Origin of the sequence: Marinobacterium sp. MBR-109 (genome assembly GCF_040547565.1) — a bacterium.
GTDB lineage: Bacteria > Pseudomonadota > Gammaproteobacteria > Pseudomonadales > Balneatricaceae > Marinobacterium.
Genome location: NZ_JBEPPZ010000007.1, coordinates 92460 through 118838, shown reverse-complemented (window position 1 = coordinate 118838; position 26379 = coordinate 92460). Strand labels below are relative to the sequence as shown.

At 58.3% G+C, this 26379-nt stretch carries 24 protein-coding genes; 12 read left to right on the top strand and 12 right to left on the bottom strand.

Going from position 1 to position 26379, the window contains the following annotated elements; translation table 11 throughout:
• Nucleotides 1-5 precede the first annotated feature (5 nt).
• From ABIE60_RS10725 to ABIE60_RS10700, 6 genes are all read right to left on the bottom strand, one after another.
• A complete protein-coding gene (locus ABIE60_RS10725; RefSeq protein ID WP_354469400.1) occupies nt 6-3581 on the bottom strand; it encodes a YhdP family phospholipid transporter in 3576 nt (1191 codons plus the stop codon).
• A 12-nt stretch (nt 3582-3593) separates the two neighbouring features.
• Nucleotides 3594-5066, bottom strand: a complete 1473-nt coding sequence (rng, locus tag ABIE60_RS10720; RefSeq protein WP_354469399.1) for a ribonuclease G — start codon at nt 5064-5066, stop codon at nt 3594-3596.
• A 34-nt stretch (nt 5067-5100) separates the two neighbouring features.
• Nucleotides 5101-5682, bottom strand: a complete 582-nt coding sequence (locus ABIE60_RS10715) for a Maf family protein (RefSeq protein ID WP_354469398.1) — start codon at nt 5680-5682, stop codon at nt 5101-5103.
• Between the two features lie 7 nt (nt 5683-5689).
• Nucleotides 5690-6175 carry a rod shape-determining protein MreD gene (gene mreD / locus ABIE60_RS10710; protein WP_354469397.1) on the bottom strand — a complete coding sequence of 162 codons (486 nt, stop codon included), beginning with the start codon at nt 6173-6175 and terminating at the stop codon, nt 5690-5692.
• Entirely contained in the window at nt 6168-6971 is an 804-nt protein-coding gene (gene mreC, locus ABIE60_RS10705; RefSeq protein WP_354469475.1) for a rod shape-determining protein MreC, read from the bottom strand. The genes mreD and mreC overlap by 8 nt, the downstream gene beginning before the upstream one ends.
• A gap of 118 nt (nt 6972-7089) precedes the next feature.
• Nucleotides 7090-8127 (bottom strand): rod shape-determining protein, encoded by a 1038-nt coding sequence (locus tag ABIE60_RS10700; protein ID WP_091821774.1) that lies wholly within the window; start codon nt 8125-8127, stop codon nt 7090-7092.
• 212 nt (nt 8128-8339) lie between these two features.
• On the opposite strand from ABIE60_RS10700, the gene gatC reads away from it, so the two are divergent.
• Genes gatC through gatB form a run of 3 tightly spaced genes read left to right on the top strand, consistent with a single transcriptional unit; the run spans nt 8340 to nt 11569 of the window.
• On the top strand, nt 8340-8627 hold the full coding sequence (gene gatC / locus ABIE60_RS10695; protein ID WP_354469396.1) for an Asp-tRNA(Asn)/Glu-tRNA(Gln) amidotransferase subunit GatC: 288 nt from the start codon (nt 8340-8342) through the stop codon (nt 8625-8627).
• A 27-nt stretch (nt 8628-8654) separates the two neighbouring features.
• Nucleotides 8655-10112: an Asp-tRNA(Asn)/Glu-tRNA(Gln) amidotransferase subunit GatA gene (gene gatA, locus ABIE60_RS10690; RefSeq protein WP_354469395.1), complete on the top strand. Its 1458-nt coding sequence runs from the start codon at nt 8655-8657 to the stop codon at nt 10110-10112.
• A gap of 2 nt (nt 10113-10114) precedes the next feature.
• Nucleotides 10115-11569, top strand: a complete 1455-nt coding sequence (gatB, locus tag ABIE60_RS10685; RefSeq protein ID WP_354469394.1) for an Asp-tRNA(Asn)/Glu-tRNA(Gln) amidotransferase subunit GatB — start codon at nt 10115-10117, stop codon at nt 11567-11569.
• A gap of 213 nt (nt 11570-11782) precedes the next feature.
• Here the strand turns inward: gatB and ABIE60_RS10680 are convergent, their stop codons facing one another.
• On the bottom strand, nt 11783-12463 hold the full coding sequence (locus ABIE60_RS10680) for a phosphoglycolate phosphatase (RefSeq protein WP_354469393.1): 681 nt from the start codon (nt 12461-12463) through the stop codon (nt 11783-11785).
• Nucleotides 12463-13137, bottom strand: a complete 675-nt coding sequence (gene rpe, locus ABIE60_RS10675) for a ribulose-phosphate 3-epimerase (protein WP_354469392.1) — start codon at nt 13135-13137, stop codon at nt 12463-12465. Before rpe ends, ABIE60_RS10680 begins: the two co-directional genes overlap by 1 nt.
• Between rpe and ABIE60_RS10670 the strand changes: the two genes are divergently transcribed.
• On the top strand, nt 13124-14305 hold the full coding sequence (locus ABIE60_RS10670) for a DUF3530 family protein (protein WP_354469391.1): 1182 nt from the start codon (nt 13124-13126) through the stop codon (nt 14303-14305). The genes rpe and ABIE60_RS10670 overlap by 14 nt on opposite strands.
• 1 nt (nt 14306) lies before the next feature.
• Here the strand turns inward: ABIE60_RS10670 and djlA are convergent, their stop codons facing one another.
• The 3 genes from djlA to ABIE60_RS10655 are packed head-to-tail and all read right to left on the bottom strand — an operon-like array spanning nt 14307 to nt 16858.
• Complete coding sequence (gene djlA / locus ABIE60_RS10665; protein WP_354469390.1) at nt 14307-15125, bottom strand: co-chaperone DjlA; 819 nt, start codon at nt 15123-15125, stop codon at nt 14307-14309.
• Nucleotides 15126-15134: 9 nt separating this feature from the next.
• Complete coding sequence (murU, locus tag ABIE60_RS10660; RefSeq protein ID WP_354469389.1) at nt 15135-15821, bottom strand: N-acetylmuramate alpha-1-phosphate uridylyltransferase MurU; 687 nt, start codon at nt 15819-15821, stop codon at nt 15135-15137.
• Complete coding sequence (locus tag ABIE60_RS10655; RefSeq protein WP_354469388.1) at nt 15821-16858, bottom strand: aminoglycoside phosphotransferase family protein; 1038 nt, start codon at nt 16856-16858, stop codon at nt 15821-15823. The genes murU and ABIE60_RS10655 overlap by 1 nt, the downstream gene beginning before the upstream one ends.
• Nucleotides 16859-16975: 117 nt before the next feature.
• On the opposite strand from ABIE60_RS10655, the gene ABIE60_RS10650 reads away from it, so the two are divergent.
• The 5 genes from ABIE60_RS10650 to apaG are packed head-to-tail and all read left to right on the top strand — an operon-like array spanning nt 16976 to nt 23454.
• Complete coding sequence (locus tag ABIE60_RS10650) at nt 16976-19951, top strand: LPS-assembly protein LptD (protein WP_354469387.1); 2976 nt, start codon at nt 16976-16978, stop codon at nt 19949-19951.
• A complete protein-coding gene (locus ABIE60_RS10645) occupies nt 19938-21230 on the top strand; it encodes a peptidylprolyl isomerase (RefSeq protein ID WP_354469386.1) in 1293 nt (430 codons plus the stop codon). The genes ABIE60_RS10650 and ABIE60_RS10645 overlap by 14 nt, the downstream gene beginning before the upstream one ends.
• A 2-nt stretch (nt 21231-21232) precedes the next feature.
• Nucleotides 21233-22225: a 4-hydroxythreonine-4-phosphate dehydrogenase PdxA gene (pdxA, locus tag ABIE60_RS10640; RefSeq protein ID WP_354469385.1), complete on the top strand. Its 993-nt coding sequence runs from the start codon at nt 21233-21235 to the stop codon at nt 22223-22225.
• A 3-nt stretch (nt 22226-22228) separates the two neighbouring features.
• Nucleotides 22229-23032, top strand: coding sequence for a 16S rRNA (adenine(1518)-N(6)/adenine(1519)-N(6))-dimethyltransferase RsmA (gene rsmA, locus ABIE60_RS10635; RefSeq protein ID WP_354469384.1), 804 nt, complete (start codon nt 22229-22231; stop codon nt 23030-23032).
• 35 nt (nt 23033-23067) lie between these two features.
• Entirely contained in the window at nt 23068-23454 is a 387-nt protein-coding gene (apaG, locus tag ABIE60_RS10630) for a Co2+/Mg2+ efflux facilitator ApaG/CorD (RefSeq protein WP_354469383.1), read from the top strand.
• A 3-nt stretch (nt 23455-23457) separates the two neighbouring features.
• Here apaG and ABIE60_RS10625 read toward each other — a convergent pair whose 3' ends face one another.
• Nucleotides 23458-24315, bottom strand: a complete 858-nt coding sequence (locus tag ABIE60_RS10625; protein WP_354469382.1) for a DUF72 domain-containing protein — start codon at nt 24313-24315, stop codon at nt 23458-23460.
• A gap of 76 nt (nt 24316-24391) precedes the next feature.
• On the opposite strand from ABIE60_RS10625, the gene ABIE60_RS10620 reads away from it, so the two are divergent.
• Genes ABIE60_RS10620 through ABIE60_RS10610 form a run of 3 tightly spaced genes read left to right on the top strand, consistent with a single transcriptional unit; the run spans nt 24392 to nt 26378 of the window.
• On the top strand, nt 24392-25216 hold the full coding sequence (locus ABIE60_RS10620; protein ID WP_354469381.1) for a motility protein A: 825 nt from the start codon (nt 24392-24394) through the stop codon (nt 25214-25216).
• A complete protein-coding gene (locus tag ABIE60_RS10615) occupies nt 25213-26010 on the top strand; it encodes a flagellar motor protein MotB (protein WP_354469380.1) in 798 nt (265 codons plus the stop codon). The genes ABIE60_RS10620 and ABIE60_RS10615 overlap by 4 nt, the downstream gene beginning before the upstream one ends.
• A complete protein-coding gene (locus ABIE60_RS10610) occupies nt 26007-26378 on the top strand; it encodes a PilZ domain-containing protein (protein ID WP_354469379.1) in 372 nt (123 codons plus the stop codon). Before ABIE60_RS10615 ends, ABIE60_RS10610 begins: the two co-directional genes overlap by 4 nt.
• The last annotated feature ends 1 nt before the right edge of the window (nt 26379 follow it).

Genomic DNA, 26379 nt, shown 5'->3' with positions numbered 1-26379 from the left:
AGGCCTCAGTCGCCGGAGCCGGTCAACAGATCGAGCTCCGGGTTTTCCCAGCTGCCGGTAAGTCGATAACGCAGCGTCGAGAAGCGCTCCAGCCGGTCGCCAATCAGCTTGTCGATCACGAATACAGCACCCGCCACCTGAGGTGCTCCGAGCAGCACTGCCGCCAGCGGCACATTACTGCTGATCGGCAAGGCCACCTCTACCTCCTTGTCCAGAGTCCCTGCAGCCAGATTCACCCGCCCCTGAACACTCATATTTGCAGACGGGCCCGCCATCACCAGCGGCTCAACGGTGGTGGCAATCCCCTGCTGCAGGCGGTAATGCCCATCCAGGCGGTCAAAACTGACCCCCTTCTTCAGCAGGTCACTGAAATCAAGCCGCAGCCGACGTGCCAGCGAGTTGAAGTTCAGAATCCCGAACACTCGCAGCAAATTGGTGCTTTCAGCTGTTTCTATCAGGCGTCCCTCTCGGGTCGAAAACTGCAGCTCACCATTCAGACGATCCAGACTCACATCCCAGGGGGCACCTTTCCAGTTCAGCTGAAGCAGTGATTCCACCCGGCTTGTTTCCAGTACACGGCCATAGTGCCAGCGCTCGAGCAATGCACCCAGATCATCTCCCACCAATCTGAGTGTCAGCTCAGTCTGCTGCTCTTTCTGCTGGTTCCAGTGTGCCTCACCCCGCAGAACCAGCTGGTCCAGATAGGCTTCCAATCCGGATATGCGGGTACCCCGCTCGTCCGGGCGCAGACTGAAGCGCCAGTCACCCAACGCCTTTTCACCCAACCAGAGTGAGTCAACCCTGATATCGGCAGCAGGCAACCGTATCCGTCCCAACAACTGCGGGTAAAAGCTGTCATGCTCCGTCACGGGTGACATTTCAGGCGCATCATCCTGCATCAGCGCATTCAGCTGCAGACGTTCAAGGTGGACTTTCAGCGGCTCGTCCGCCTGCGGCAGCAATACCTTCCCCTGCAGGTCGGCCCCACTGATATCAAGCGCAAGCCCGGTGGCATCCGTTGTGCCGCTGAGCTTAATGGTTTCTGCCGTTGTGCCGACACGCGCCAGTTCCAGCTCAACCTGCTGCACCTGAACCGGTGTATTCAAATCCAGCTTCAGAGTCAAAGGAGCCGCTACCTCCGCCGGTTTGAACAATACACCAGGCAACGGCAATTCCACTCCGATCAGATCACTGTACAGCTCCAGCATGGGACAGCTGGCATCTGCACAGAGCAGCAGCTCCCCCTGCCAGCGGGTCGTTCCCGTCACCATATCCAGCAGTGGCTGCTCCAGCCAGCGGTTCAGAATCGCCAGATCCGTTTGCCCCCGCAGACTGACTTTGACGCTGTCACGTTCGCTGGTGACACTGGCGCTGACCGGACCACCCCATGCCTTGGCTCTGATGTTGGTGGCACTGAAGCCCCGGGTGCTGGTATAGCTGAACTGTCCTTCGACATCTTCCAGTTCAAGCCCGAGCGACTGCGAGCCAAAACGCCCATCACTTAAATCCACGGCAACGCGTGCTTCAGGAGCCCGATCTTCAACAAGTGGAATGCTCAACCCCAGCCGGGTCAGGGCCTTACCTTCCAGCTGCCATTGCTGCAGCTCCTGACCTACCAGATCAGCCAGCGGCGTGGTTTTCAGAACCTGATCGATATCACTGGCAGGACCATCCAGCAGGGTTTCAATCTCCAGCTGCCGACTGCCCGGCGAGAGATAGGCCCAGCCTGAGGGAATATCGCTGTCAAGGAGTGTGGCGCGGTTGATATTGATTGCCAGCCCCTGCTCCTTAACCAGCACAAACAGATCACCTTGCTCAATGGCTGGCCAGCCCGGTTGATAATCCAGACGAGCATCCTTGATATCAAAAAACAGCTGTACCACCGGCGTCGAACTCTCACCCAGAGATCGAGTGCCGGTTCTCAGCAGCATGCCAGCCTGGCGCAAATGCCCCGCCTGAACCGCACTTTCCAGCCAGTTGTACAGGCCGCTGCCCACTTCTTTTTCAGGGGTATAAAGTGATGCCTGACTGCCGTCACTGTCAGTCATGCCGATCATCAGGATCAGATCGGCCTGACGCTCAGAATCAAAGGGAAGATCAATACTGAAACGACCCGCCGCATTGACCTGCCGGTTATGCAGCTGCAGTCGCTCACCGCTGACCCTGACGCCGGCTTCATCCAGCTGCCAGCGGATCTCACCACTGGCTTGCCGATAACGCCAGCCCTGTGGATAAAGCTCAGGAAAGTGCATATCAAAGGCATGACTGTCGAGCTGGATCAGACCGGCATATGGGGTGGCAAGCAGTTGCCCGCTGACGCCCTGCAATGCCGGAGCGCCGCGCCAGCCATCAACACCCACCGCATCCAGTTCGGCACTCAGAGTCAGCTCACTCCAGCGACCATCCAAGGGCTTTTCCAGCCGCAGCTGCCGTAACTGGCCACGGGGCTGCAACTGCTGCAGCAGCCTGACCAGCTCGGGAGCCACGCCCTCTGCAACACCAAGCCAGGCTGCGGTTGCTGCAAGGTCCAGTTCTGCCATGAAGGCACGCCTGAGATCAAGCTGCCGCTCCTGCCAGTCAAGGTCCACTACCACCAACGGCAGGGTCAATTCAGCCTGCTCATGCAGCAGTGTGATCGGCTGCAACTGCAGTTGATAACCCCGATCACTCTGCAGCAACGCCGCTGTAAAGCGCCCCGCCTGAGGTTGAGACAGATCAGGATCAGTTAACTGCAGCCGTTCGAAGCCGACTTCAGCCTGCAAACTTTGCAATTGCTGATTGCGAACATCGGCCCAAAGCTCCAGATCCAGATCCAGCGCCGCCAGCTCAGGCTCAAGCTCCAGCATTTGAAACAGTTCCGGTCCCAGGTCTTCGGCCTGCAGGTAAAAACGATAGCGGGCCTTGAGTGGATCAGACGTTGCCAGATCGGTTTCGATGGCAAAATGCACACCTGCATCGGCGCCCAACTCAGGCATGCGGAACAGGCCACTCAGACGATGCTCATGCGGTGCGTTCTCCAGCTCAAGGTCTGCCGGGGTGATGACAAGCGGCACACCCTGCTCCGGTATCAGCGTGATGTGCACATCCCGAATCACCGCATAGGGCTGGCGGATCAGCAAACCAACCAGCTGTTCCCAGGCTGATGGTGACAGCCCCTGATCCTGCTTGCCGGGCTCCGCGCCCGGGCGATGCAGCCAATGTCCACCGCGCTGGTGCCAGCGCAGATCCACGCCTTCGACCTCAAAACGCTGAAAGATCGGTACCCCCTCAAGCAGGGAAGCGAGCAGATCCAGCTCAAGTTCAAGCCTGTTGATTTTCAGGCTGCCTTCAGACCCTGGATCATCGGCAGGAGTCCTGGCCGAGACACCTTGCACCTGCAACACTGGATAGGCATAGCGCCAACTGCCCTGCATCCTGTCAAGCTGCACCGGAAGTTCCAGCACCTCACTGAGCCAGTGCTCCGCCTGTGGACGAAAACGATCTGCCGACTCCAGTACCAGCCGTGCGGCCGTCAGCAGCAGTGCCAGCAGCAACAGCAGCAGCAAAAAAATCCACCAGGCACGACTCAGATGGCGACGCATCGGCTTTCCGTATCAGCGCAGCACAACATCGAACTGTTCCGGGGTATACATCGGCTCAACCTGAAACCTCACCGTCTTGCCGATGAAAGCCTCCAGTTCTGCCACGTGATCAGACACTTCATCCAGCAGGTGATCGACCACTGACTGCGCTGCCAGCACCAGATAGGTTTCGGTATCATAGGCCCGGTGCTGACGCAGGATTTCACGGAAAATTTCGTAACACACCGTCTCCGGCGTTTTCAGTGAACCACGCCCCTGGCAGTGGCTGCAGGGCTCACACAGCACCTGCTCAAGGCTTTCACGGGTACGCTTGCGGGTCATTTCAACCAGACCCAGCTCCGATACGCCGGTCACCTTGCATTTGGCATGATCCTTTTCCAGAACCCGCTCGAGGGTGCGCAATACCTGACGCTGATGATCAGGGTCTTCCATATCGATAAAATCGATGATGATGATCCCGCCCAGATTGCGCAGGCGCAGCTGACGGCCAATGGCTGTGGCCGCTTCGAGATTGGTCTTGAAGATGGTTTCTTCAAGGTTGCGATGCCCCACAAAGGCACCCGTATTCACGTCCACTGTGGTCATCGCTTCGGTCTGATCAAAAATCAGGTAGCCGCCGGACTTGAGTTCGACCTTGCGCCCCAGCGCCTTCTGCATCTCTTCTTCAACATTGAACATGTCGAAAATGGGACGCTCGCCAGGATAATATTCCAGCTTTTCCTCGATTTCGGGTACAAGCGCCTGCACGAATTCCTGTGCGCGCTGAAAGGTTTCGCGTGAGTCGATTCTGATCCGCTCAACGCCAGCATGAGCCATGTCCCGCAAGGCTCGCATGTTCAGCGGCAGGTCTTCATACACGATCGCAGGCGGCTTGACCTGCTTGATCTTGTGCCGAATGGAGTCCCACAGGCGACGCAGAAACTGCAGGTCACTTTCCAGTTCAACTTCAGTCACCCCTTCCGCCACGGTGCGCAGGATCACGCCCCACTCCGGGGTATTGGTCGTTTCTGATTGCATCAACCCCTGCATCTGATTACGCAGACGTTCACGCTCCTGCGGATCTTCTATGCGCTGAGAGATGCCAATGTGGGTACTGCCCGGCATCAACACCAGGTAGCGTGACGGAATCGAGATATGCGTGGTCAGACGTGCGCCCTTGGTCCCGATCGGATCCTTGGTCACCTGCACCAGCAACCCCTGCCCTTCACGCAGCACCTGCGAGATGGAGGTCGAATTGCGTTGCTCAGCCGGCAGGCTCTGATCCACCACCTCATCCACATGGATAAACGCGGCACGCTCAAGACCGATATCGATAAACGCCGCCTGCATGCCGGGCAGCACGCGAGCAACCTTGCCCATATAGATATTGCCGACGATGCCGCGCCGCTTGGCACGCTCCACGTAGATCTCCTGGGGCATGCCGTTTTCGATCACTGCCACGCGCGTTTCCATTGGCGTGAAATTGATCAGGATCTCCTCACCCATCCTCTGTGTCCTCGATCAGCTGATTTTTTATAGTTCAGTTAGGCTGCCATAACGGAATATCGAACCTTTGCAGCATTGCAGCCGTTTCCATCAACGGCAAGCCCACAACGGCGGAGTAGCTGCCATTGATGTTTTTGACAAACACCGCTCCCAACCCTTGTATGCCATAGGCACCGGCCTTGTCGCAAGGCTCACCGGTGCGCCAGTACTGCCGGCAACGTGCCTCGTCCAGCTCAATGAACTCCACATCCGTTCCTACACAGCAGACCTCGACGCGTCCCTCTGCGGCCAGCGCGACGGCAGTCAACACCTGATGGCGCCTGGCCGACAACTGCATCAACATCGCGATAGCTTCATGCTCATCACCGGGTTTGGCCAGAATATGGTCATCAATGGCTACGGTAGTATCAGCGCCAAGCACCACGGCATCGCCGCCTGCCTGTGCCAGCCCTGCCAGCGCCTTATCCTTCGCCAGCCGGGTCACATACTCATGCGCAGGCTCTTTCGGAAGAGGATCTTCACAGATATCAACGGGGCGGCAGTGGAAGTGAACACCGATCTGTTCAAGCAGTTCACGTCGACGCGGGGAGGCTGAAGCCAGAATCAGGTGTGGCATAACAGTTTCACTGTATGTAGAAAGTGTGACGAACAGCCCGCAACAGCAGATACAGCCAGGGCCAGACCAGCGCGCTGACCAGTGATGGCAGCAGGAACAGTAATGACTCGCCCGTCGTGCCGGTCACACTTTGCATCCAGTGGAACAGCAGCTGATTGATGCCCACCAGTACCAGCACCATCAGCGACTGCTGCCAGAGCGGAAACATGCGCAGGCGCTTGTACAGTACCAGCACCAGAAAAGCGATCAGCGTCAGCGACAGGGCGCTGAGACCAAGCACGCTGCCCCGCACCACATCCAGCAGGATACCGAGCATAAAGGCACTGCCCAGACCAACCCGATGCGGCAGCGCCATCACCCAGTAGATCAACATCAGCACAACCCATTCAGGCCGGGCCCATACCAGCAGGTCCGGCAGCGGCATCTGGCTCAGCACCAGCCCTACCAGGAAAGTGGCAAAGATGATTAAACCTCCGCCACGCGCCTCACTCATCCGCAACCTCTTCCTGCGGGGCTGTCAGCACCGGGTGATATTCGACCAGCAACAGATGGCGGCTGCGATCCAGCCGAGCCGATGGCTCCGCTTTTACCAGCGTGAAGGGGCGTCCCGGGTCGCGAATCACTTCCGTCACTCGAGCGACGGGATAGCCGCGCGGAAAACGGCCACCCAGGCCAGAGGTCAACAGCAGATCATCCACACGAATATCGGCTGTATCGGGCACATGCTCCAGCTCAAGCTCATTCAAGACACCCTTGCCAAGCGCAATGCCACGGTAGCCATTCCGATTGATCTCGACGGGCACTGCAGAGCGGGCATCCGTCACCAGCATGACTCGGCTGGTATAGTGCGCCAGCGACACCACCTGTCCCATGACTCCGCCGGCATCCAGAACCGGCTCGCCGATGAAGACATCATCTTCCGAGCCACGGTTGAGGATCACTTCATGCTGGAAGGGGTCGGGGTTCACGCCTATGAGTTCGGCCAGACGCGTGGGCGCCTCAACGCGCTCACCGGCACTGAGCAGCTCACGCAGGCGGATATTCTCTGCAGTCAGCGCCGCCATCTGCTGCACTTTGCGCTCCAGTACCAGCGTCTCTGCTTTCAGGCTCTGATTTTCACGCAGCAGGCTGGCACGATCGACCACCAGATCCGACAGGCTGTCCGCCACCCGGGACGGCATATCGACCACCCACTGCAGCGGCGTGACGACGAGAGAAAGCCAAGCGCGACCTTCCTTCATTTTGGGCCAGTTGAGATCAGCCACCATCAGCAGCACAGCCAGAAACACCAGCAACAGAAACAGCCGACGCGGTGAGCCGCCACGGAAGATCGGTTTAATAACCCACCTCCCGTGCAGCCGGGCACAGGTGACCGAGGTTACTCAACAGTCGCCTCTGCACCCGCAATCACTCGTAGGTCAGCAGTTCAAAGGAGTGCTTATCAAGCATTTCGAGGGCCTTGCCACCGCCACGGGCAACACAGGTCAGCGGATCTTCCGCCACGATCACCGGCAAACCGGTCTCTTCGCTGACCAGACGGTCGATATTGCGCAGCAGTGCGCCACCGCCGGTCAACACAATGCCGTGTTCGGCAATATCAGCAGCCAGCTCGGGCGGGCACTGTTCCAGCGCACTCTTGACCGACTGCACGATGGCCGACAGCGGCTCCTGCAGCGCTTCCAGAATTTCATTGCTGTTCAGGGTGAAGCTGCGGGGAATACCCTCGGCCAGGTTACGGCCGCGCACGTCAATTTCCAGAATTTCGCTGGAGGGGTAGGCCGTGCCCACCTCCTGCTTGATTCGCTCGGCGGTGGCATCACCGATCAGGCTGCCGTAGTTGCGCCGCACGTAGGTCACAATCGCCTCATCGAATCGGTCACCACCGACCCGTACAGATTCCGCGTAGACAATACCGTTAAGGGAGATCACCGCGATCTCGGTGGTACCACCGCCGATATCCACCACCATGGATCCGCTGGCCTCTTCAACCGGCAGGCCCGCACCGATCGCCGCCGCCATCGGCTCTTCAATCAGATAGACTTCACGGGCACCGGCCCCGATGGCCGATTCCTTGATGGCACGCCGCTCGACCTGAGTCGACTTGCAGGGCACACACACCAGTACTCTTGGGCTGGGGGTCATAAAGCTGTTGTCATGCACCTTGCTGATAAAGTACTGCAGCATTTTCTCGGTGACATGGAAGTCGGCGATGACGCCGTCCTTCATCGGTCGGATCGCCGTAATATTGCCTGGCGTCCGGCCCAGCATGCGCTTGGCGTCAGACCCCACCGCCGCCACGGACTTCTGGTTGCCGTTGACACGAATGGCGACCACCGAAGGCTCGTTCAGCACAATGTCCTTGTCACGGACGTAAATCAACGTATTGGCGGTGCCCAGATCGATGGACAGATCGCTGGAAAACAGGCCTCGAATTTTCTTAAACATGATGACGTGGTTACCCTGAGATTGCCTGACAGGCCTTACCGAACTGGCCGCATTTCTGAAAGCACACAACTCTAACAACGGCAGGGATTTTGGGCAAGGTTCAAACATGCTATCTTATGCGCCATTCACCCTTTCCAAACCCAACTGTTGCGGGGCCTGAGATATTCAGCCGCCCTTAAGCCAACAGACTGATCAGAGCGAGAAACGGACCTATGTCACTGGACCGATCCGATGTGGAACAGATCGCACATCTGGCACGGCTGCAGATCGATGCGGCCGATATCGACGGCTACAGCCAATCCCTCAACAGCATCCTGAGCCTGGTGGATCAGATGCAGGCCACCAACACCGAGGGCGTCGAGCCCCTGGCCCATCCGCTGGATGCGGTACAGCGTCTGCGCCGTGATGAAGTGACCGAGCCGAATCAGCGCGAGGCCCTGCAGGCAGTGGCACCGGCCGTTGAAGACGGCCTGTTTCTGGTACCCAAGGTCATCGAATAATCCGCTTTCAGGTTCAAGGATACCCAGATGTTTGACAAGACACTTGCCGAACTGGCCCAGGGGCTGGAGCGCGGCGATTACAGCAGTACCGAACTGACCCAGGCCTATCTGCAGCGCATCAAGGCACTGGATGGCGTGTACAACAGTTTCATCAGCGTCACCGAAGAGCAGGCACTGGCGCAGGCCAGGGCCGCCGATGAGGCACGCGCCGCCGGCAACGCCGGTGCGCTCTGCGGCCTGCCGATCGCGCACAAGGACCTGTTCTGCACTCAGGGCGTGCGCACCTCCAGCGCATCCAAAATGCTGGACAACTTTATCTCTCCCTACGACGCCACCATCGTCAGCCGACTGAAAAACGCCGGCAGCGTGATGCTGGGCAAGCTGAACATGGATGAGTTCGCCATGGGCTCCTCCAATGAGAGCAGCTTCTATGGCGCCGTGCGCAACCCCTGGAATACCGACTGTGTACCCGGTGGCTCCTCCGGTGGTTCGGCGGCTGCCGTGGCCGCGCGCCTGACACCTGCAGCGACCGGTTCCGACACCGGCGGCTCCATTCGTCAGCCGGCAGCACTCTGCGGCGTGACCGGCATCAAGCCAACCTATGGACGCGTCTCCCGCTACGGCATGATCGCCTTCGCCTCTTCTCTGGATCAGGCCGGCCCCATGGCACGCACAGCCGAAGATTGCGCCATGATCCTAAACGCCATGGCCGGTTTCGACCCACTGGACTCCACCAGCGCCGAACGTGACACCGAAGATTACACCACAGCGCTGAACCAGCCGCTTGCAGGCCTGAAGATCGGCCTGCCCAAGGAATACTTCTCCGCTGCACTGGATGCCGGTGTCGCCGAGCAGGTGCGTAACGCCATTGCCGAGTTTGAAAAGCTGGGCGCAACCGTGAAAGAGGTCAGCCTGCCCAACACCGAGCTGTGCATCCCGGCCTATTACATTCTGGCTCCGGCCGAAGCCTCCTCCAACCTGTCCCGCTTTGACGGCGTACGCTACGGCTATCGCTGCGACAACCCGGTGGATCTGGAAGACCTGTACAAGCGCAGCCGTGGCGAAGGCTTTGGCACCGAGGTCAAACGACGCATTATGGTCGGCGCCTACGCCCTCTCTGCCGGTTACTACGATGCCTACTACCGCAAGGCGCAGCAGATCCGGCGCATGATTCAGCAGGATTTCATCAACGTGCTGAATGAAGTCGACGTCATCATGGGCCCGACCACACCCCAGCCGGCCTTCAAGCTGGGCGAGAAGAGCAGCGACCCGGTATCCATGTATATGGAAGATATTTTCACCCTGTCGCTCAATCTGGCCGGCCTGCCTGGCATCTCCGTACCCTGCGGCCAAACTCAGGGCCTGCCGGTTGGCCTGCAGATCATCGGCAACTACTTTGCCGAATCGAAGCTGCTCAACATCGCGTATCAGTTCCAGCAGGCAACTGACTGGCACACACAGATCCCGGCCGGAGTGGAGGTGTAATCATGGAATGGGAAGTCGTCATCGGGCTGGAGATTCACGCTCAGCTCGCCACCAAAACCAAGATTTTCTCCGGCGCCAGCACCGCTTTCGGTGCCGAGCCCAACACTCAGGCCTGCGCCGTTGACCTGGCACTGCCGGGCACCCTGCCGGTATTCAACGAGAACGCCCTGCGCATGGCGGTGATGTTTGGCCTCGCAGTCAATGCCGAAATCGGCAAGCGTTCCGTGTTCGAGCGCAAGAACTACTTCTACCCGGACCTGCCCAAGGGCTATCAGACCACCCAGCTGGCCGAGCCGATCGTAGGCCCTGGCTTTGTCGACATCGAAACCGAGGACGGCGTGCAGCGCCGCGTGCGCATTCACCACGCCCATCTGGAAGAGGATGCCGGCAAGTCGCTGCATGAAGACTTCCACGGCATGACCGGCATCGACCTGAACCGTGCCGGCACCCCGCTGGTCGAGATCGTGTCCGAGCCGGACATGCGCTCCTCCAAGGAGGCGGCGGCCTATGCGCGCAAGATCCACGCCATCGTCACCACACTGGGCATCTGCGACGGCAACATGGCCGAAGGCTCCATGCGCTGTGACTGCAACGTCTCCGTGCGTCCCAGGGGTCAGGAAGAGCTGGGCACTCGCACCGAGCTGAAAAACATCAACTCCTTCCGCTTCATCGAGCGTGCCATCGACACCGAAGTGGCGCGCCAGATCGACCTGATCGAGGATGGCGGTCGAGTAGTGCAGGAAACCCGCCTGTACGATCCGGACAAGAACGAAACCCGCAGCATGCGCTCCAAGGAAGAAGCCAACGACTACCGTTACTTCCCCTGCCCGGATCTGCTGCCGGTCATTATCGATGACAGCTACATCGAGGCGATCCGCGAAACCCTGCCGGAACTGCCGGACGCCCGCCGTGAGCGCTTCATCAGCGAATACAGCCTGTCCGAATACGATGCCGGTGTACTGTCCGCCTATCGCGCCCAGGCCGACTACTACGAGCAGGTGGTGAAGCAGTCCGGCGATACCAAGCTGGCTGCCAACTGGGTGATGGGCGAACTGGCCAAGTTCCTCAATCAGAACGACACCGACATCAAGGACAGCCCTGTTTCAGCCGAACAGCTCGGCGGCCTGCTGGTGCGCATCAAGGACAACACCATCTCCGGTAATATCGCCAAGAAGGTATTCGAGCTGATGTGGAGCAAGGGCGGCAGCGCCGATGAGATCATCGAAGCCGAAGGCCTGAAGCAGGTTACCGACACCGGTGCCATCGAGAAGATCGTTGACGAAGTGATTGCCAGCGCCGACAAGCAGGTGGAGCAGTACAAGGCCGCGGAACCGGACAAGCGCGGCAAAATGCTCGGCTTCTTCATGGGTCAGGTGATGAAGGCTACCGGTGGCAAGGCCAACCCGGGCGCCGTCACCGGCATCCTGAAGCAGAAGCTGGACGCGCTCTGCGACTGAGCAAGCGATAGGCTCTGAAGCAAAAAAGCCGGTTTCCGCGAGGGACCGGCTTTTTGTTTGAAGCGGCTAATACTGCACTATTCAGCGTCGGCATGCTCGCCAATGACTGACCGTCTGCCGCCATGGATGGCGGCAGTCGAGCCCTCAGGGACGAGTTCATGGCGCGTCAGGCAGTGGTGAGCGTGCCGAAGTCGCCACTGCTCATTAAGCCCCTCAGATCAACTCAACAAAACTGCCCACAACCCGATCCGGCAAGCAGTTTTCCACCGGCTCACCATGGTTGTAACCGTAGCTGACGCAGATCACCGGGCAACCAGCGGCGCGGGCGGCCAGCACATCGTTGCGTGAATCCCCCAGCATCAACGCCTGCTCAGGCTGACAGCCAAGGGTTTCCATCACCACATGTAATGGCAGCGGATCGGGCTTTTTCACCGGCAGGCTGTCACCGCCCAACACCTGTGCGAAGTAATGATCAATCTTCAGCGCCTGCAGCAACGGCGTGGTAAACGCCATCGGTTTGTTGGTCACCACCGCCATGGGCACCCCGGCCTGCTGCAGATGCAACAGCACCTCTTCCACGCCCGGGTAGAGTTTGCTGTAGCGCCCGTTGCTCTGGGTATAGGCCGAAAGAAATACCTCGAATGCCGCCTGGAACAGCTCAGACTCCACCGAATCATCCGTTGGATACATCTCGCCGGTCAGGGCGCGCATCACCAGCACCGGCGCGCCATTGCCGACCCACTGGCGCACCCGCTCTTCACCCGCCGGCTCACGCCCCAGCGCCTGCAGCATGTTATCCACAGCCGCGGTCAGATCCAGCGCGCTGTCTACCAGCGTGCCGTCCAGATCAAACATCACGCAGGCGGGCAATCCGCCATTGAACAGATGGCGCATCAGCCAGCTGCCTTCGCCAGCTCGGCACGCATCTGCGCAATCGTCGTGGCGTAGTCATCGGTATTGAAAATGGCGGAACCGGCGACAAAGGTATCAGCGCCCGCCGCGGCGATCTCGGCAATATTGCCGATACCCACACCGCCATCCACTTCCAGACGGATATCAAAGCCGCTGTCATCGATGCGCTGACGTACCTGGCGCAGCTTGTCCAATGTGGCCGGAATAAACTTCTGGCCGCCAAAGCCGGGGTTAACCGACATCAGCAGGATCATGTCCACCTTGTCCATAACATGATCAAGGTAGTGCAGCGGCGTTGCCGGGTTGAACACCAGGCCGGACTGACAGCCGCCGTCACGGATCATCTGCAGCGAACGGTCGATATGCTCGGAGGCTTCCGGATGGAAAGTGATGTAGCTGGCACCCGCCTTCAGAAACTCACTGATCATGTGATCTACCGGCTTCACCATCAGGTGCACATCGATCGGCGCTCCGATACCGTAGTCTCGCAGTGCCTTGCACACCATCGGGCCGATGGTCAGGTTGGGCACATAATGGTTGTCCATCACGTCGAAGTGAACAATATCCGCACCGGCAGCCAGTACGTTTTCAACCTCTTCCCCCAGACGGGCAAAATCGGCAGAGAGAATGGAAGGAGCAATCTTGAAATCGGCCATGGGAACTCGTTCGCTGGTTAACAATGCGCCTATTGTACCCAAGCTGCCAACGCTATTCAGCACCCACGCCAGCAATCCTCTTGCGGCCATGCAAGCCAGCCTCGATAATCAGGCCATGTCTATTCATTTGAAGCTCATCACATTTGCCTTCGGCGCTTTGCTGCCTCTCACTTTTGCTCAGGCGCAAACGGATGCCACGGAGGATGATACCGCTCCGGCACGCCATGCGGCGGGCAGCCTTGATGGCGCAGAACTGCTGCTGTTGCAGCTCGAAGCGAATGCAGAGCTGATTTCACTCAAACTGGAAGAAAACACCTTCTTTCTGGTTTTTCGCCCTGCCGTTGCCCCGGTTCCGGTTGGCAACCTGTTGATCATGCCGGATACGGGTGTTGGCGCGGGGTGGGCCGAGCAAAGTACCGCCATCAGCCGCTATCTTGCCGAACATGGCTGGAATACTCTGATATTGCAGCCACCCAGCCCCCCAACCCCGGCCCTGCCTGAACGCACTCTGCCCAGCATGCGGGCCATTCGAGCCGGCTCGACCACTGACGCCCCACCCGCCACCGGCGACAGTGCTGCCGAATCGGCTCAAGCCGAGTCAGAAGACTCTGCCAACGAAGCACCCGAGATGCCCTTTGCGGAGCAGGTACGCCAACGCCTGTCTCTTGCACGCACGGAATTGCAACAACGTGGGCATGAGGACACCGAGACCAATGTGATTCTGGGCATAGGCAGCAGCGCCCCTTGGGCGGCAGCACTTGCAGCAGATCTGGGAGATGAATGGGATTTGGTGATGATCAATCCGCGCCCAAGTGAAATCGCTGACACCGGCCTGATCGAACTGTTGCCGCGCATCGAAGGCCGAATTATTGACCTTTACTACCTGCCACTGCCCGGCTACCCGGAGGCCGCACCGGATGCGCAACTGCGCCGCCAGCTGGCCATTCGCACAGAGATGCACGATTACCATCAGAGTCGATTACCCGGCGTATTCAGAGGCTGGCAGCGAGAAATGCCACAGCTGGTACGTCAGCTACGCGGCATCATGGAACGAGTACTGCTGGCCGAGCCGGAAACGCCAGAACCCGAGCTGCTGCCGCCGCCCGACACACAGACCCCGCCAGGTATACGCAACCCGCGTCCGGCGCAAGGCCCCGGCGCGGTATGAGTCAGCGCATGCCCCGGGCTGCCTTGATGCGGTCATAGGCCGCCTGTATTTCCTGGGTTTTTTCCTTGGCAAGCTGAACCATGTCTTCCGGCAACCCCTTGGCGATCAGCTTGTCCGGATGATGTTGACTCATTAGCTTGCGCCAGGCCTTTTTGACATCGGCATCACTGGCTTCGGGGCTCACGCCGATTACACCGTAGGCATCCGCCAAAAGACCAGCTTCGTTATAGCCCGGCTGCTGATGTGACTCCCAGGAGTGGCGACGGAAGGCATCTTCCGCGCGCATGCGTGACATCAGCAGTTCCATTTCCTGCTGGGTGAAGCGCAGTTCGGAAAAGACCTGTTGCAGAATGGCCTGTTCAGCCGGGCTTATCTCGCCATCCGACATCGCCGCCTGCAGCTGAATCTCCACGAACATCAATTTCACTGTCGGCCGCTGACGCAACACGATCGCCAGCGGCCTGAGTACGCTGGTGATATCAAACTCTTCCTGCTTACCTTCAGAGAAGTGGTCAATGGCTTCACGCCGGCGGGCTTCAGTAAGGTTCATTCGGGTCATAACCTCACGGGCGAACGCGATTTCGTTTTCAGTGACCCGCCCATCCGCCTTGGCAACCTTGCCCATGACGCTGAAGGTCGCACGAAAAAACAGCTGCTGCGGATTGAAAGCCTGCAATTTGCGGCTCAGACCACGCTGGATCAGAAAGCCGATCGCACCACCAATCAATAAACCGAATGGACCACCACTGATCAAACCGATCAAACCACCGGTGATCGCCCCGGCTCGAAAACGGCGCAACTGCTGAAACAGGTTTTCCATTGCAACTCCTTAAAGCCTGCCCTCATGCAGGCGCTGATCCAGTTGTGCCAGGCGCTCCGGCGTACCAACGTCCTCCCAGCAGCCCCGGTGTCGCTCCCCGCTCACCTGCCCACGTGCCATCGCCGCGCGCAGCAATGGGGCCAGTGCAAAAGCGGTTTCGGTTACACCCTCGAACAGCTGGGGAGTGAGGACGCTGATGCCGCTGAAGGTCAGCCGTCCGCTTCCCTGCTCACTGACACGCCCGGTAGCCTCCAGCACAAAGTCGCCTCGCGGGTGCCACAAGGGGTTGTCAGTCAACACCAGATGGGCACCTCCTGGTGGGGGATTGATGCTGACCAAGCCGTTCAACGGGTGAGTGCTGAACACATCTCCATTCAGCACCAGAAAGGGTTCATCACCCCGTTCACACAACAGTGGCAAGGCCCGGCGTATGCCCCCGCCGGTTTCCAACGGCTCATCTTCAGCTGAATAGCTGATGCGTGCACCATAGCGACTGCCATCCTGGAGACAGTCTTCAATCTGCTGCCCAAGCCAGGCGTGATTGATCACGATATCAGTGATGCCGGCAGCCACCAGCCGTTCAATCGGGTATTCAATCAGCCGCTTTCCCCCCACGCGAAGCAGCGGCTTGGGCGTCGTCAGGGTCAGCGGTCGCATGCGCGTCCCTAGCCCTGCCGCCAGAATCATCGCGCGCATCACTGCCACCAGCGCTCGATCTGCTTGCCGGCAAACTGCGGATGCGCCACGAAGGCAGGTACCACACGCCGATCCAGCCAGCGTACGAACGGCGCCAGCTCCTCATAACGTGATGCGACCCGGTACAGGTAGGCAAAGGTTCTGGGCAGATCATCCAGATACCCTGCCTTGCCGTCGCGCAGCCAGAGCCGAGCGAAAATGCCCAGCACCTTGATATGGCGCTGCATGCCCATCAAGTCGAACTGCTGCTGAAACAGTCCCTGCTCTGCCACATCAAGACCATCCTGCTTCAAACGCTGGCGAAACGCCTCTACCCAAAAACGCACCCGCTCGTCCGGCCAGTCGATATAACAGTCACGTAACAGCGAAACCAGATCATAAGTTACAGGCCCCGATACGGCATCCTGAAAATCGATAATGCCCAGTCGGCCATCGTCGATCAGCATCAGATTGCGCGAGTGATAATCTCGGTGCACGCTGACTTGTGGTTGCGCCAGCGCGGATTCAATCAGCAGCTTGGCCACCAGACCAAGGAGGTGGTATTCCTCTTCCTGCAGCTCCAGCCCCAGCAAACGGGTCAGAAACCACTCGGGAAACAGCGCCATCTCGCGCGCAAGCATCACACGGTCATAGGGGGGTAATGCAGGCTGATCGGTTGTACGTTGAATCTGCCGTAACGCTTCGAAGGCAGCGGCATAGTGCTGTTCTACCGTTGCTTCGGACAGCTGCGGCAGCAGAAGCTGGTCTCCAAAGTCCTCCAGCAGCATGAAACCCAGCTCAAGGTCGCTGGCTATCACCCTCGGTACCGCAATACCCTGTGCATGCCAGGCCTGAGCAATGGCCAGAAAAGGCTCACAATCCTCATGTTCGGGCGGCGCATCAACGGCAATCCAGCTGCCCTCGGGGCCGGTAGCTCGGAAGTAACGGCGGAAACTGGCGTCACCGGAGACTGCCTGCAGTCCGGCGTCCACCTCCATCTCCTGTGCAGCCGCCTGCTGCTGTACCCATTCTGAAAGCTGTTTCAGCCGTTGCCCCATTCGCCCTTATCCTCTAGCACTTGAAGTTGTGAATGCTTTATCATGCATGGCTCGGTATGGTACTCGACTTACGGGCTGGCGTGAAACCGGCCACGACCGCAACTGGATGGCGATCTGATGCCCTTTAACACCCGCGCTGCATTCAAACTCACCCTTGCCATTGCTGCTGCCATCTGTACTCAGTCAGTACAGGCACAGGAGAGCAACGAACGACTCTGGAGCTGCAACCTGACTCCGTCCGGAGAATGGGACTGTGAAGTCAATGAAGCCCTGATGCAGCAACAGGAAAGTACACCGCCTGCCAGCCAGACGGCCGCAGAGGCAGACTCTTCAGCCGAACAGAACACAGCAGAGCTCAATGACTCGGCAACGACGGATACAGCCGTCACCGCCGCGACACCGACAGAAACTGCAGCTGAAACAGGTACAGAGCCTGTCAGTATCAGCACTGCGCCTGCAGCGCCAGCCTCGACTGCCTCAGAACTGAGAACAGGTGCTCCAGCGGCCATTCAGTGGCCCGAACCTGCTGCTGCGCAGTCACGGCCGGCCCCCGTCATGGCCCAACAGGCTGCAGCCACGCCCACCTCCGGGGACTGGAGCTGTGTCGCTGTTGACAGTGAATGGGACTGCAGCCGTCAGAATGAGATTCCCGGCTCTCGCCCAGGTATGGCCATGGCCGGATCGAGCGCCGCCATGACGGGCAAACCGGAGTGGAGCTGCGAAGCTGACGGCAATGAATGGGCCTGTCAGCAGGTCGCCACCCAGACACCTGCACAACCTGCGAGCCCGCGCTCCAACATCGCGACACCTGTCAGCCAGGCCGCCCTGGACTGGTATGCCTACGCCCCTGGCGAGGCACCCGGTGCCTGTACCGGCCGCTATATTGAGCCTGAATTTGCCTTTCTGGAAGATGACCGCCCATTTGATCAGCAGCCGGTCTATATCAATGCGCTCAGGTCCAGCACAGAGCTTGGCGGGATCACCCGGCTGGAGGGCGGTATCGAAATACAACGCGGTGGACGCCTGTTTACAAGTGCCAGTGGCGAGTTTGACCAGGGCGCACGCGTTGCTCGCCTGCTCGGCGGTGTCAATTACCGTGAAAAAGGGCTGCTCCTGCTGAGTGAACAAGCAGAAGCGAATATGATCAGTGGCGATACCCGCTTCAGTGGCGCACAATATGTAATGCATGAGCAACACATGCGCGGCAGTGCTGACAGTATCACCCGTTTCGGTGATCGTCGTATTCTGTTGAACGAAGGCGCGGTCACCTACTGCGAACCTGGCAGCGATGCCTGGCAGATCGCAGCGGATTCCATCGAACTCAATCCCGAAACTGGGCGCGGCGTCGCCAGACATGCCACGTTTGATGTTGCCGGCATCCCTATTCTGTACACCCCTTATCTGTCATTCCCGATTGATGATCGTCGCCAGTCAGGCTTCCTCTACCCCAGCCTTGGCTACTCGGAAAGCAATGGGATCGATATAGCCATTCCCTACTACTTCAATTTGGCAGAGAATTTCGACGATACCCTAACGCCACGTTACATCGGCGAACGCGGGCTGCTGCTGGAAAACGAATTCCGCTTTATGAACAGGTGGTCACACAGCACTCTGAGTACAGCCTGGATGTCCGATGACAGTCGTTATAACGACAGTCGCTGGCTTTTTGGCGTCGATCATAAGGGCACCCCTTATGACAACCTCTATAGCCGTATCGACTTCACCCGCGTCAGTGACGATGATTACTTTGAAGATCTCGGTACCTCACTCGAAGTTCAGCGTGACAACCACCTCGATCAGCTGTTTGAACTACGCTATCTGCAGCCGGGCTGGAATCTTGCATTGCGTACCGAAAGCTATCAGACCATTGGTGGTTCCACCCCCTATGAACGTTTGCCACAGGTGCTGCTGACAGGGCATCAGAACCGTATTGCCGGCATATTGGATATTAGCTATCAGGCCGAGTACACGCGCTTCGAGCGTGACCTCGACAGTATTTACTCTATCACCAATGACCCAACTGCCAGCCTGGCAAAGCGTGATGCTGCAGCAACCATTGGGGACCGCATTCATATTCGTCCTCGCCTGAGCATGTCACTGGATAGCCCCTGGGGGTTCATTCGGCCCGCCGCCACACTCTGGCACTCGTCCTATGACCTGGAAAATGAGCGCGATGGCGCCTTGGGAGGTAGTCAGTCAATCACTGCCAGTATTTACAGCCTGGACAGTGGACTGGTACTTGAACGTGATTTTGGCCTCGCTGAAAGCAACTATACGCAAACGCTTGAACCTCGTTTATTCCTGCTGCATTCGGACGCCGATGAGCAGCCGGATTCACTGATTCCCCGGTTTGACTCGTCTCAGCTTGGCTTTACCTACTCCAGCCTGTTCCATGAAACCGGCTGGAGTGGTAACGACCGGGTGGCTGACACGACTCAGGCAACCATCGGTTTGTCCAGCGCCCTGTATAATGCCCTGGGTGTGGAAAAGCTGCGTGTAGGGGTGGCTCAGGCACAGTATTTTGCTGATCGTGAGCATGTTGGCCGTCCGGGTGACAGCACCACAGGCTCTACTGCAGGCAGCTCCAATCTTGCCACTCTGGCCAACTGGAGCATCACACCCAGCCTGCGGCTGAGTCATGATGGCGAAGTTGATCGCGACAGTTATGAATTTCTGGAACACAACTACAAGCTAAGCTATTTGCCAGGTGACAAACGCCTGCTCTACGTGAGCTATCGTGACAGTATCGAAAAAGATCTCGACGAAGGTGTTCAGCAGCTGGACGTTGCTTTCCGCTGGCCGCTTAACAAAAGCTGGACCAGTTACGGCCGCTGGCAGCATGACCTGGACAACAGCGAAAACCTTGAAACCCTGCTCGGGGTCGAATACGCCAGCTGCTGCTGGAAGGTACGCCTGACCGGCCGAAGCTGGGTAGTTGATCCCAATACGGTTGCCCAAAACCAGTTTGAAACCGACACAGGCGTCTTCCTGCAGTTCGTTTTCCGGGGCCTTGGCGCCTTCGGACAAGGCAGTGGCCGCGAGTTCCTGGAAGATATCACCGGATATGATGAGGATGAAAATGGCTCTTTCTAAACTACGGCACCCCCTTGCGGCCTTACTGCTGCTGATCCTGCCACTGACACCCGTCAACGCCGAGTTGCTCGATCGCGTAGCCGCCATCGTGAATGAAGACGTGGTGCTGGAAAGCGAGCTTGAACAGCGACTGGAGATGGTTACCCAGCAGATCAGCGCCCGCGGCGAAGATACTCGTTTGCCGCCGGAAGACGTACTGCAACAGCAGGTACTGGACCGCTTGATTCTGGAAAGCATTCAGACACAAATTGCCCAGCAACAGGGCATCCGCGTATCTGATCGCCAGCTGAACGATGCGCTGGAACGCATCGCCCAGCAAAACAATATGACGCTGGGGCAGTTCCGCGAAGCACTGATTGCCGAGGGCCAGGATTACAATGCCGCCCGCGAGCAGATTCGACGCGAAATTCTGCTCAGTCAGGTGCAGCAGAGCAACGTCAATCGTCGCATCACCGTCTCTGACCAGGAAGTACAGAACTTCCTCGATTCGGAGTTGGGGCAGCAGGAGGTTCAGGCAGAATTCCAGCTGCGCAACATCCTGATTGCACTGCCGGACGGGGCATCGCCCCAGATGATTCAACAGGCTGAAGAAAGGGCTCGCGAGCTGTATCAGCAACTGCAGGACGGAGCCGACTTTGCCGAGCTTGCACTGGCTGCATCCAACGCCCCCAATGCCCTGCAGGGCGGGGAGCTGGGCTGGAGGCGTGAATCCGAGCTGCCCGAGCCACTTGCTGCAGCCATCAGCAAGCTGAGCCCTGGTCAGATCAGCCAGCCAGTTCGCACTCCCGGTAGCTTCCACATTCTCAAGGTCGAAGACAAGCGTGGTGGCAAGGTCCAGCTGGTCAACCAGGTTAATGTACGCCATATTCTGCTGACGCCAAACGAGATTCGCAGCCCCGAACAGACCCGCCGCCTGATCGAAGAGCTGTACCGCCGTCTGCAGGATGGCGAGCCCTTTGATGAACTGGCCCGCCGCTACAGTGACGATGCCGCCAGCGGCTCGCAGGGCGGAGACCTTGGCTGGACCCAGAATGGCCAGATGGTGCCTGAATTTGAACAGGTAATGAACAGCACCGACAAGGGTGAAATCAGTGAGCCTTTCCAGTCTCGTTTCGGCTGGCACATTCTGCAGGTACAGGACTTCCGCACACAGGACATGGGAGAAGAGATGCTTGAGTCTCAGGCACGCAACAGCATTCGCCAGCGCAAGTTCTCCGAAGAGCTGAACAACTGGCTGCGCGAGATTCGCTCTCAGGCCTATATCGAGCGCAAGATTTGACCGTGAGCTGTCCGCGCCTTGCCATCACCCCCGGGGAGCCTGCCGGTATCGGCCCCGAGCTCTGCGTCCAGCTGGCCCAGCAGGCCTTTCCCTGCCAGCTGGTCGCCGTAGCGGACCCGGAGCTGCTGCGCCTGCGTGCTGCAGCCCTGGGCCTTGAACTTGAAGTACTCCCCTTCAATAGTGCCGAGCCGGCAGTGCCCGCACCACCAGGCGCCATCTACTGTCAGCCAGTACAGCTCACGGCCAAAAGCGAACCCGGCCTGCTGAACCCGGCCAACGCTTCCTATGTACTGGAAACCCTGAGACAGGCAACTCTGGGCTGTCTTTCGGGCAGCTTCGATGCGCTTATCACGGCGCCTGTACACAAGGGCGTAATCAATGACGCCGGCATAGCCTTTACCGGCCACACCGAGTTTCTGGAAGAGATGACCGGCAGCCACAAGGTTGTGATGATGCTGGCCACTGAAGGGCTGAAAGTCGCCCTGGCAACCACTCACCTGCCACTTGCCGCCGTATCCGCCGCCATCACCCAACCGCTGTTGCGTGATGTCATTGCGGTGCTGCTGCATGATCTCAAGCGATCATTTGGCATCGAACAGCCTCGCATACTGGTGGCCGGGCTCAACCCTCATGCCGGTGAAGGTGGCCACATGGGCCGAGAAGAGATCGATGTGATCGAGCCGGTACTGGCGGAGTTCAGACAGCACGGAGCTGATCTGGTGGGCCCCCTGCCCGCTGACACGCTGTTCACCGAACACCATCTCAAGGATGCCGATGCGGTGCTGGCCATGTATCATGATCAGGGACTGCCCGTTCTCAAGTACATGGGATTCGGTCGAGCGGCCAACATCACACTGGGGTTACCGATCATCCGCACTTCGGTTGATCACGGTACGGCGCTTGACCTGGCCGGCACTGGGCTGGCCGACATTGGCAGCCTTCAGACCGCGCTGCGTTTTGCCCTCGACATGGCCCGCCATCAATCAGGTAACTGATCAATGAGTAAAAAACCCGTTGGACACAAGGCGCGCAAGCGTTTTGGCCAGAACTTTCTGCACGATCAGGGCGTCATAGGACGTATCATCCGTGCCATTAACCCCCAGCCGGGCGAACATATGGTCGAAATCGGCCCGGGCCTTGGAGCACTGACTGAAGAACTGCTGGACGCCTGCAATGGCGAACTGGATGCCGTGGAGCTGGATCGGGATCTGATTCCGGTACTGCGCACGCAGTTTTTCCGTTATGCCGACACCTTCACCATCCATGAAGCCGATGCCCTCAAGCTCGACTTTGCCGGCCTGAAACAGGATGAGCGGCCGTTGCGCATTGTGGGTAACCTGCCCTATAACATATCGACACCATTAATTTTTCACCTGCTCAGTTTCAATGGCCTGATTCACGACATGCACTTCATGCTGCAAAAGGAGGTCGTTGAACGCCTGGCCGCAGGTCCGGGCGAGAACCATTACGGCCGCCTGGGGATTATGGCCCAGTATTATTGCCGCATAGAGCCGCTGTTTATTGTGCCTCCGGAGGCTTTTTCGCCGGCTCCCAAGGTCGATTCAGCCATTATCCGTCTGGTCCCCTACGCCGAGCCCCCGGTTCCGGCAAAGGATGTGCACCTGTTGCAAACAGTAGTGCGTACCGCCTTCGGCCAGCGCCGTAAAACATTGCGTAACAACCTGAAAACGCTGATTGATGCCGATCAGCTGGAACAGCTGGGCATCGACCCGGGACTACGCCCGGAACGGCTGACACTGGCACAGTTTGTCAGCATCAGCGATGCTTTGACTGCGTCATGAACCCTGCTCACAGGCAAGAGGAAACCGAAAAACTGATGCAAAATCTGGACTACAGTCGGAACATCGAGATCCGTGTTGACACCGCCTACCTGCCGGAACAGTCCGAGCCGGAGGCGCACCGTTTTGTTTTTTCCTACCGGATCAGCATTACCAACAACAACGCCGAAAGTGTTCAGCTGCTGAGCCGGCGCTGGCGCATCACCGACGGCAACGAACATGTTCAGGAAGTGGAGGGGGAAGGCGTGGTCGGAGAAAAGCCGGTCATCGAACCCGGCCATACCTACGAGTACACCAGTGGCACCGTGCTCGCCACTGAGGTTGGCAGCATGCAGGGACACTACCATATGGTAACGGGTGACAATCAAGGCTTTGACGCTCAGATTCCCCCGTTTACTCTGGCCCAGCCCAACGCACTGCACTGAGTGTCAGAACAGCCCCGGTTGACGCCGGGGCAACGCGGCCCAGTCGACAAACCCACACACACCTGGTCGCTCCTGTTCCAGCCTTTGGGCAAACCAGCGCGCCAATTCCGGGGCCATCGCATTATCGGGCGTGTGCATGAACATGAAGGGTGTCCTGCCCTCATCAATCCATTTCAGTATTTGTCCAACCCAAGGCTCAAGCCACTGGTAGCCCAGCTCCAGTGCCAACGGCGCGATGAAACGCACCATGGGGGTTAATCCTGTCGCCAAGACCCTAAGCGGCAAGTCCGGTTTCTGCTGCAGGGCCTCTCGACTGACAGGGTCAGCTGCCGGGTTGGCAAACAGGGCTCTGGTATCAAAACTGATCCGATTGATCCCTGTTTCCATCAGCAGTCTGTTCAGACATCGCTCCGGCTCCCCACCCTGAAAGAACGCCTGATGCCGAACCTCTACCCCGTAACGCAAACCGGCTGGCAGCTGTTGCAGAAATCGTTCAAGCAGAATCAGGTCACTCGGCCCAAAGCTGGCAGGTAGCTGCAGACAAAGCATCCCCAACCGCTGTTCCAGCAACAGCATATGGTCCAGAAACGCGCCCAGTTCAGCTCCACAGCCGCGCAGACGCGCTGCATGGCTGATGCTTTGGGGAAATTTGAAACAGAAACGGAAATCTTCAGACGTTTGGCTCTGCCAACGCAACAACGTATCGCGCCCGGGCAGCCCATAGAAGGTCGTATTGCCTTCCACTGAATTGAAGCAGGCGGCATACTGGGCCAGATCGGACTGTTGTGAGTCCGTCTGGAAACTGTGATCCCACTGCGGATGTTTCCATTGCGGCAGGCCAATGTAGTAGTCTGACGACATCGGTAGGGTCTTGTTATACTGCGACTTCACATTCCAGTGCCGACATTGGCACGGCTGTACAGGGTACTCAAAAACAATGGATTTCGCCTCACTTCTCGGGATTTTTTCAGGCATTGCCCTGATCGTCAGCGCCATCCTGTTGGGCGGCAACCCCGATGTATTCGTCAACGTACCCGGCCTGATGATCGTAGCCGGCGGGACTATTGCAGCCACTCTGCTGACAGTACAGTTCAAGGATGTACTGAACGCCTTCAAGGCGGCCTGGATCGTATTCACCCAAGACAAAACCAATGCGCAGGAAATGATCGATACCATGCTTGAGCTGAGCCGGGTATCACACCGTCACGGTCTGTTGAAACTGGGTGATGTAGAAAGCGACTCCCATGTACTGAAACGCGCCTGCAACCTGCTGGCCGAAGCCGCTTCCGAGCAGGTAATCAGGAACACCCTGCAGAATGAGATCGACTCGTTGATCGCGCGCCACCATTCGGTACAGGACGTGTTTCGTAAGATGGCCGCCTACGCACCAGCTTTCGGCATGCTGGGCACCTTGATCGGTCTGATACAGATGCTCAGTCAGTTGAGCAATCCGGAAACCATTGGCCCTGCGATGGCCGTTGCTCTTTTGACTACTTTCTATGGCTCACTTCTGGCCACCATGGTGTTCCTGCCCATTGCCGGCAAACTGCACGCACGTACCCTGTCGGAAGTCACCAATCTGGAAATTATCCGTGAAGGCTGCATCAGTATCCTCACCAATGACCATTACATGCACGTCTATGAGCAGCTGGCCTCCTACCTGCCGGAAGCCCAGCGCAAGCCAATTAAAATCGGCAAGGCACAAAAGGCCAGTGAAGAGGATGCTAAAGCAGCTCGCAAGAAGCCCGAGGCTTCTCGGTGAGCAGTCGTCGACGTGAACTGACAGACGACTCCGGCTCTCCAGGCTGGTTGATGACCTATGCCGACTTGATGACACTGCTGCTGGTATTCTTTGTTTTGCTGTTTTCCATGTCCAACCTGGAAAAGGAACGCTTTGCCGATGCAATGCGTTCATTCCAGACCGCTTTCCAACGAGCCGTCTCCGGCGCGCCCAACAGTATCGTGCCACTGGAACATAACGCCCCTACCACTGACTCAACCGCAATTACCGATACCATTTTGCAAACCCCCGAAGAGCGTCCACAGTCCGATCAGGATTCCGATGCGGACCAGGAAGCCCGTGCACTGGAGCTGGAATGGCAGCAGCTGACACGTGACATGCAGCGGGCATTCGAGCTGATGCAGATGCAGGATGCGGTCGAAATCGGCGCCCCCAAAGATGGCAAGCTCTCTCTGCGCGTCAAGGGGGCTGCCCTGTTTGGCTCCGGCTCTGCCGAGTTCAATCGCGCCATGCTGCCGATGCTGGATGCGCTGCTTGAGACGCTGGTGGTCAACCCAGGCTACAAGCTCGAAATTCAGGGCCACACCGACGATATTCCGATCAGTACAGCCCAGTTCCCGTCAAACTGGGAGCTGTCGGCCGTACGTGCCACCACGGTACTGCGCTATATGGTCGATGCCGGCATCAACCCCAAACGACTGACGGCAACTGGCTACGGCTCTTCGATTCCGCTGGTACCGAACATCTCGTCAGAAAACAGGGCTATCAACCGCCGTATTGAATTCGTTTTGGAAAAACGGGCTGTAGAACAATGAAACCAAGGATCCATCTACCTGAACTGGCCGACAACGGCCGCAGGGCCTATCGTCTCAAAGTGAACGAGGACGACCCCATCTGGGTTGAGATACAGGGTATGAGCGTACACCTGGAAGACCTGTCTGAAACCGGTATTGCCTTTTTTGCCGAAGCAGACCTGTCGCTCCGCTGCTATCCCGTCAGGCTGAAATTCCAGATCGAAGACCGCGCATTCAGTTTTGATTGTTCGCTTCAGTTGGTACGCCAGGTAAATCAGCTCTGGTGTGGCGACCTGTCCGGCCTGTCCGAGTTTGAGCACAGAATGCTGTCGCAGTTCGTGACCTGGTGCCAAACACGTGCCATCCGACGCGATAGAATGAAAACGTAAT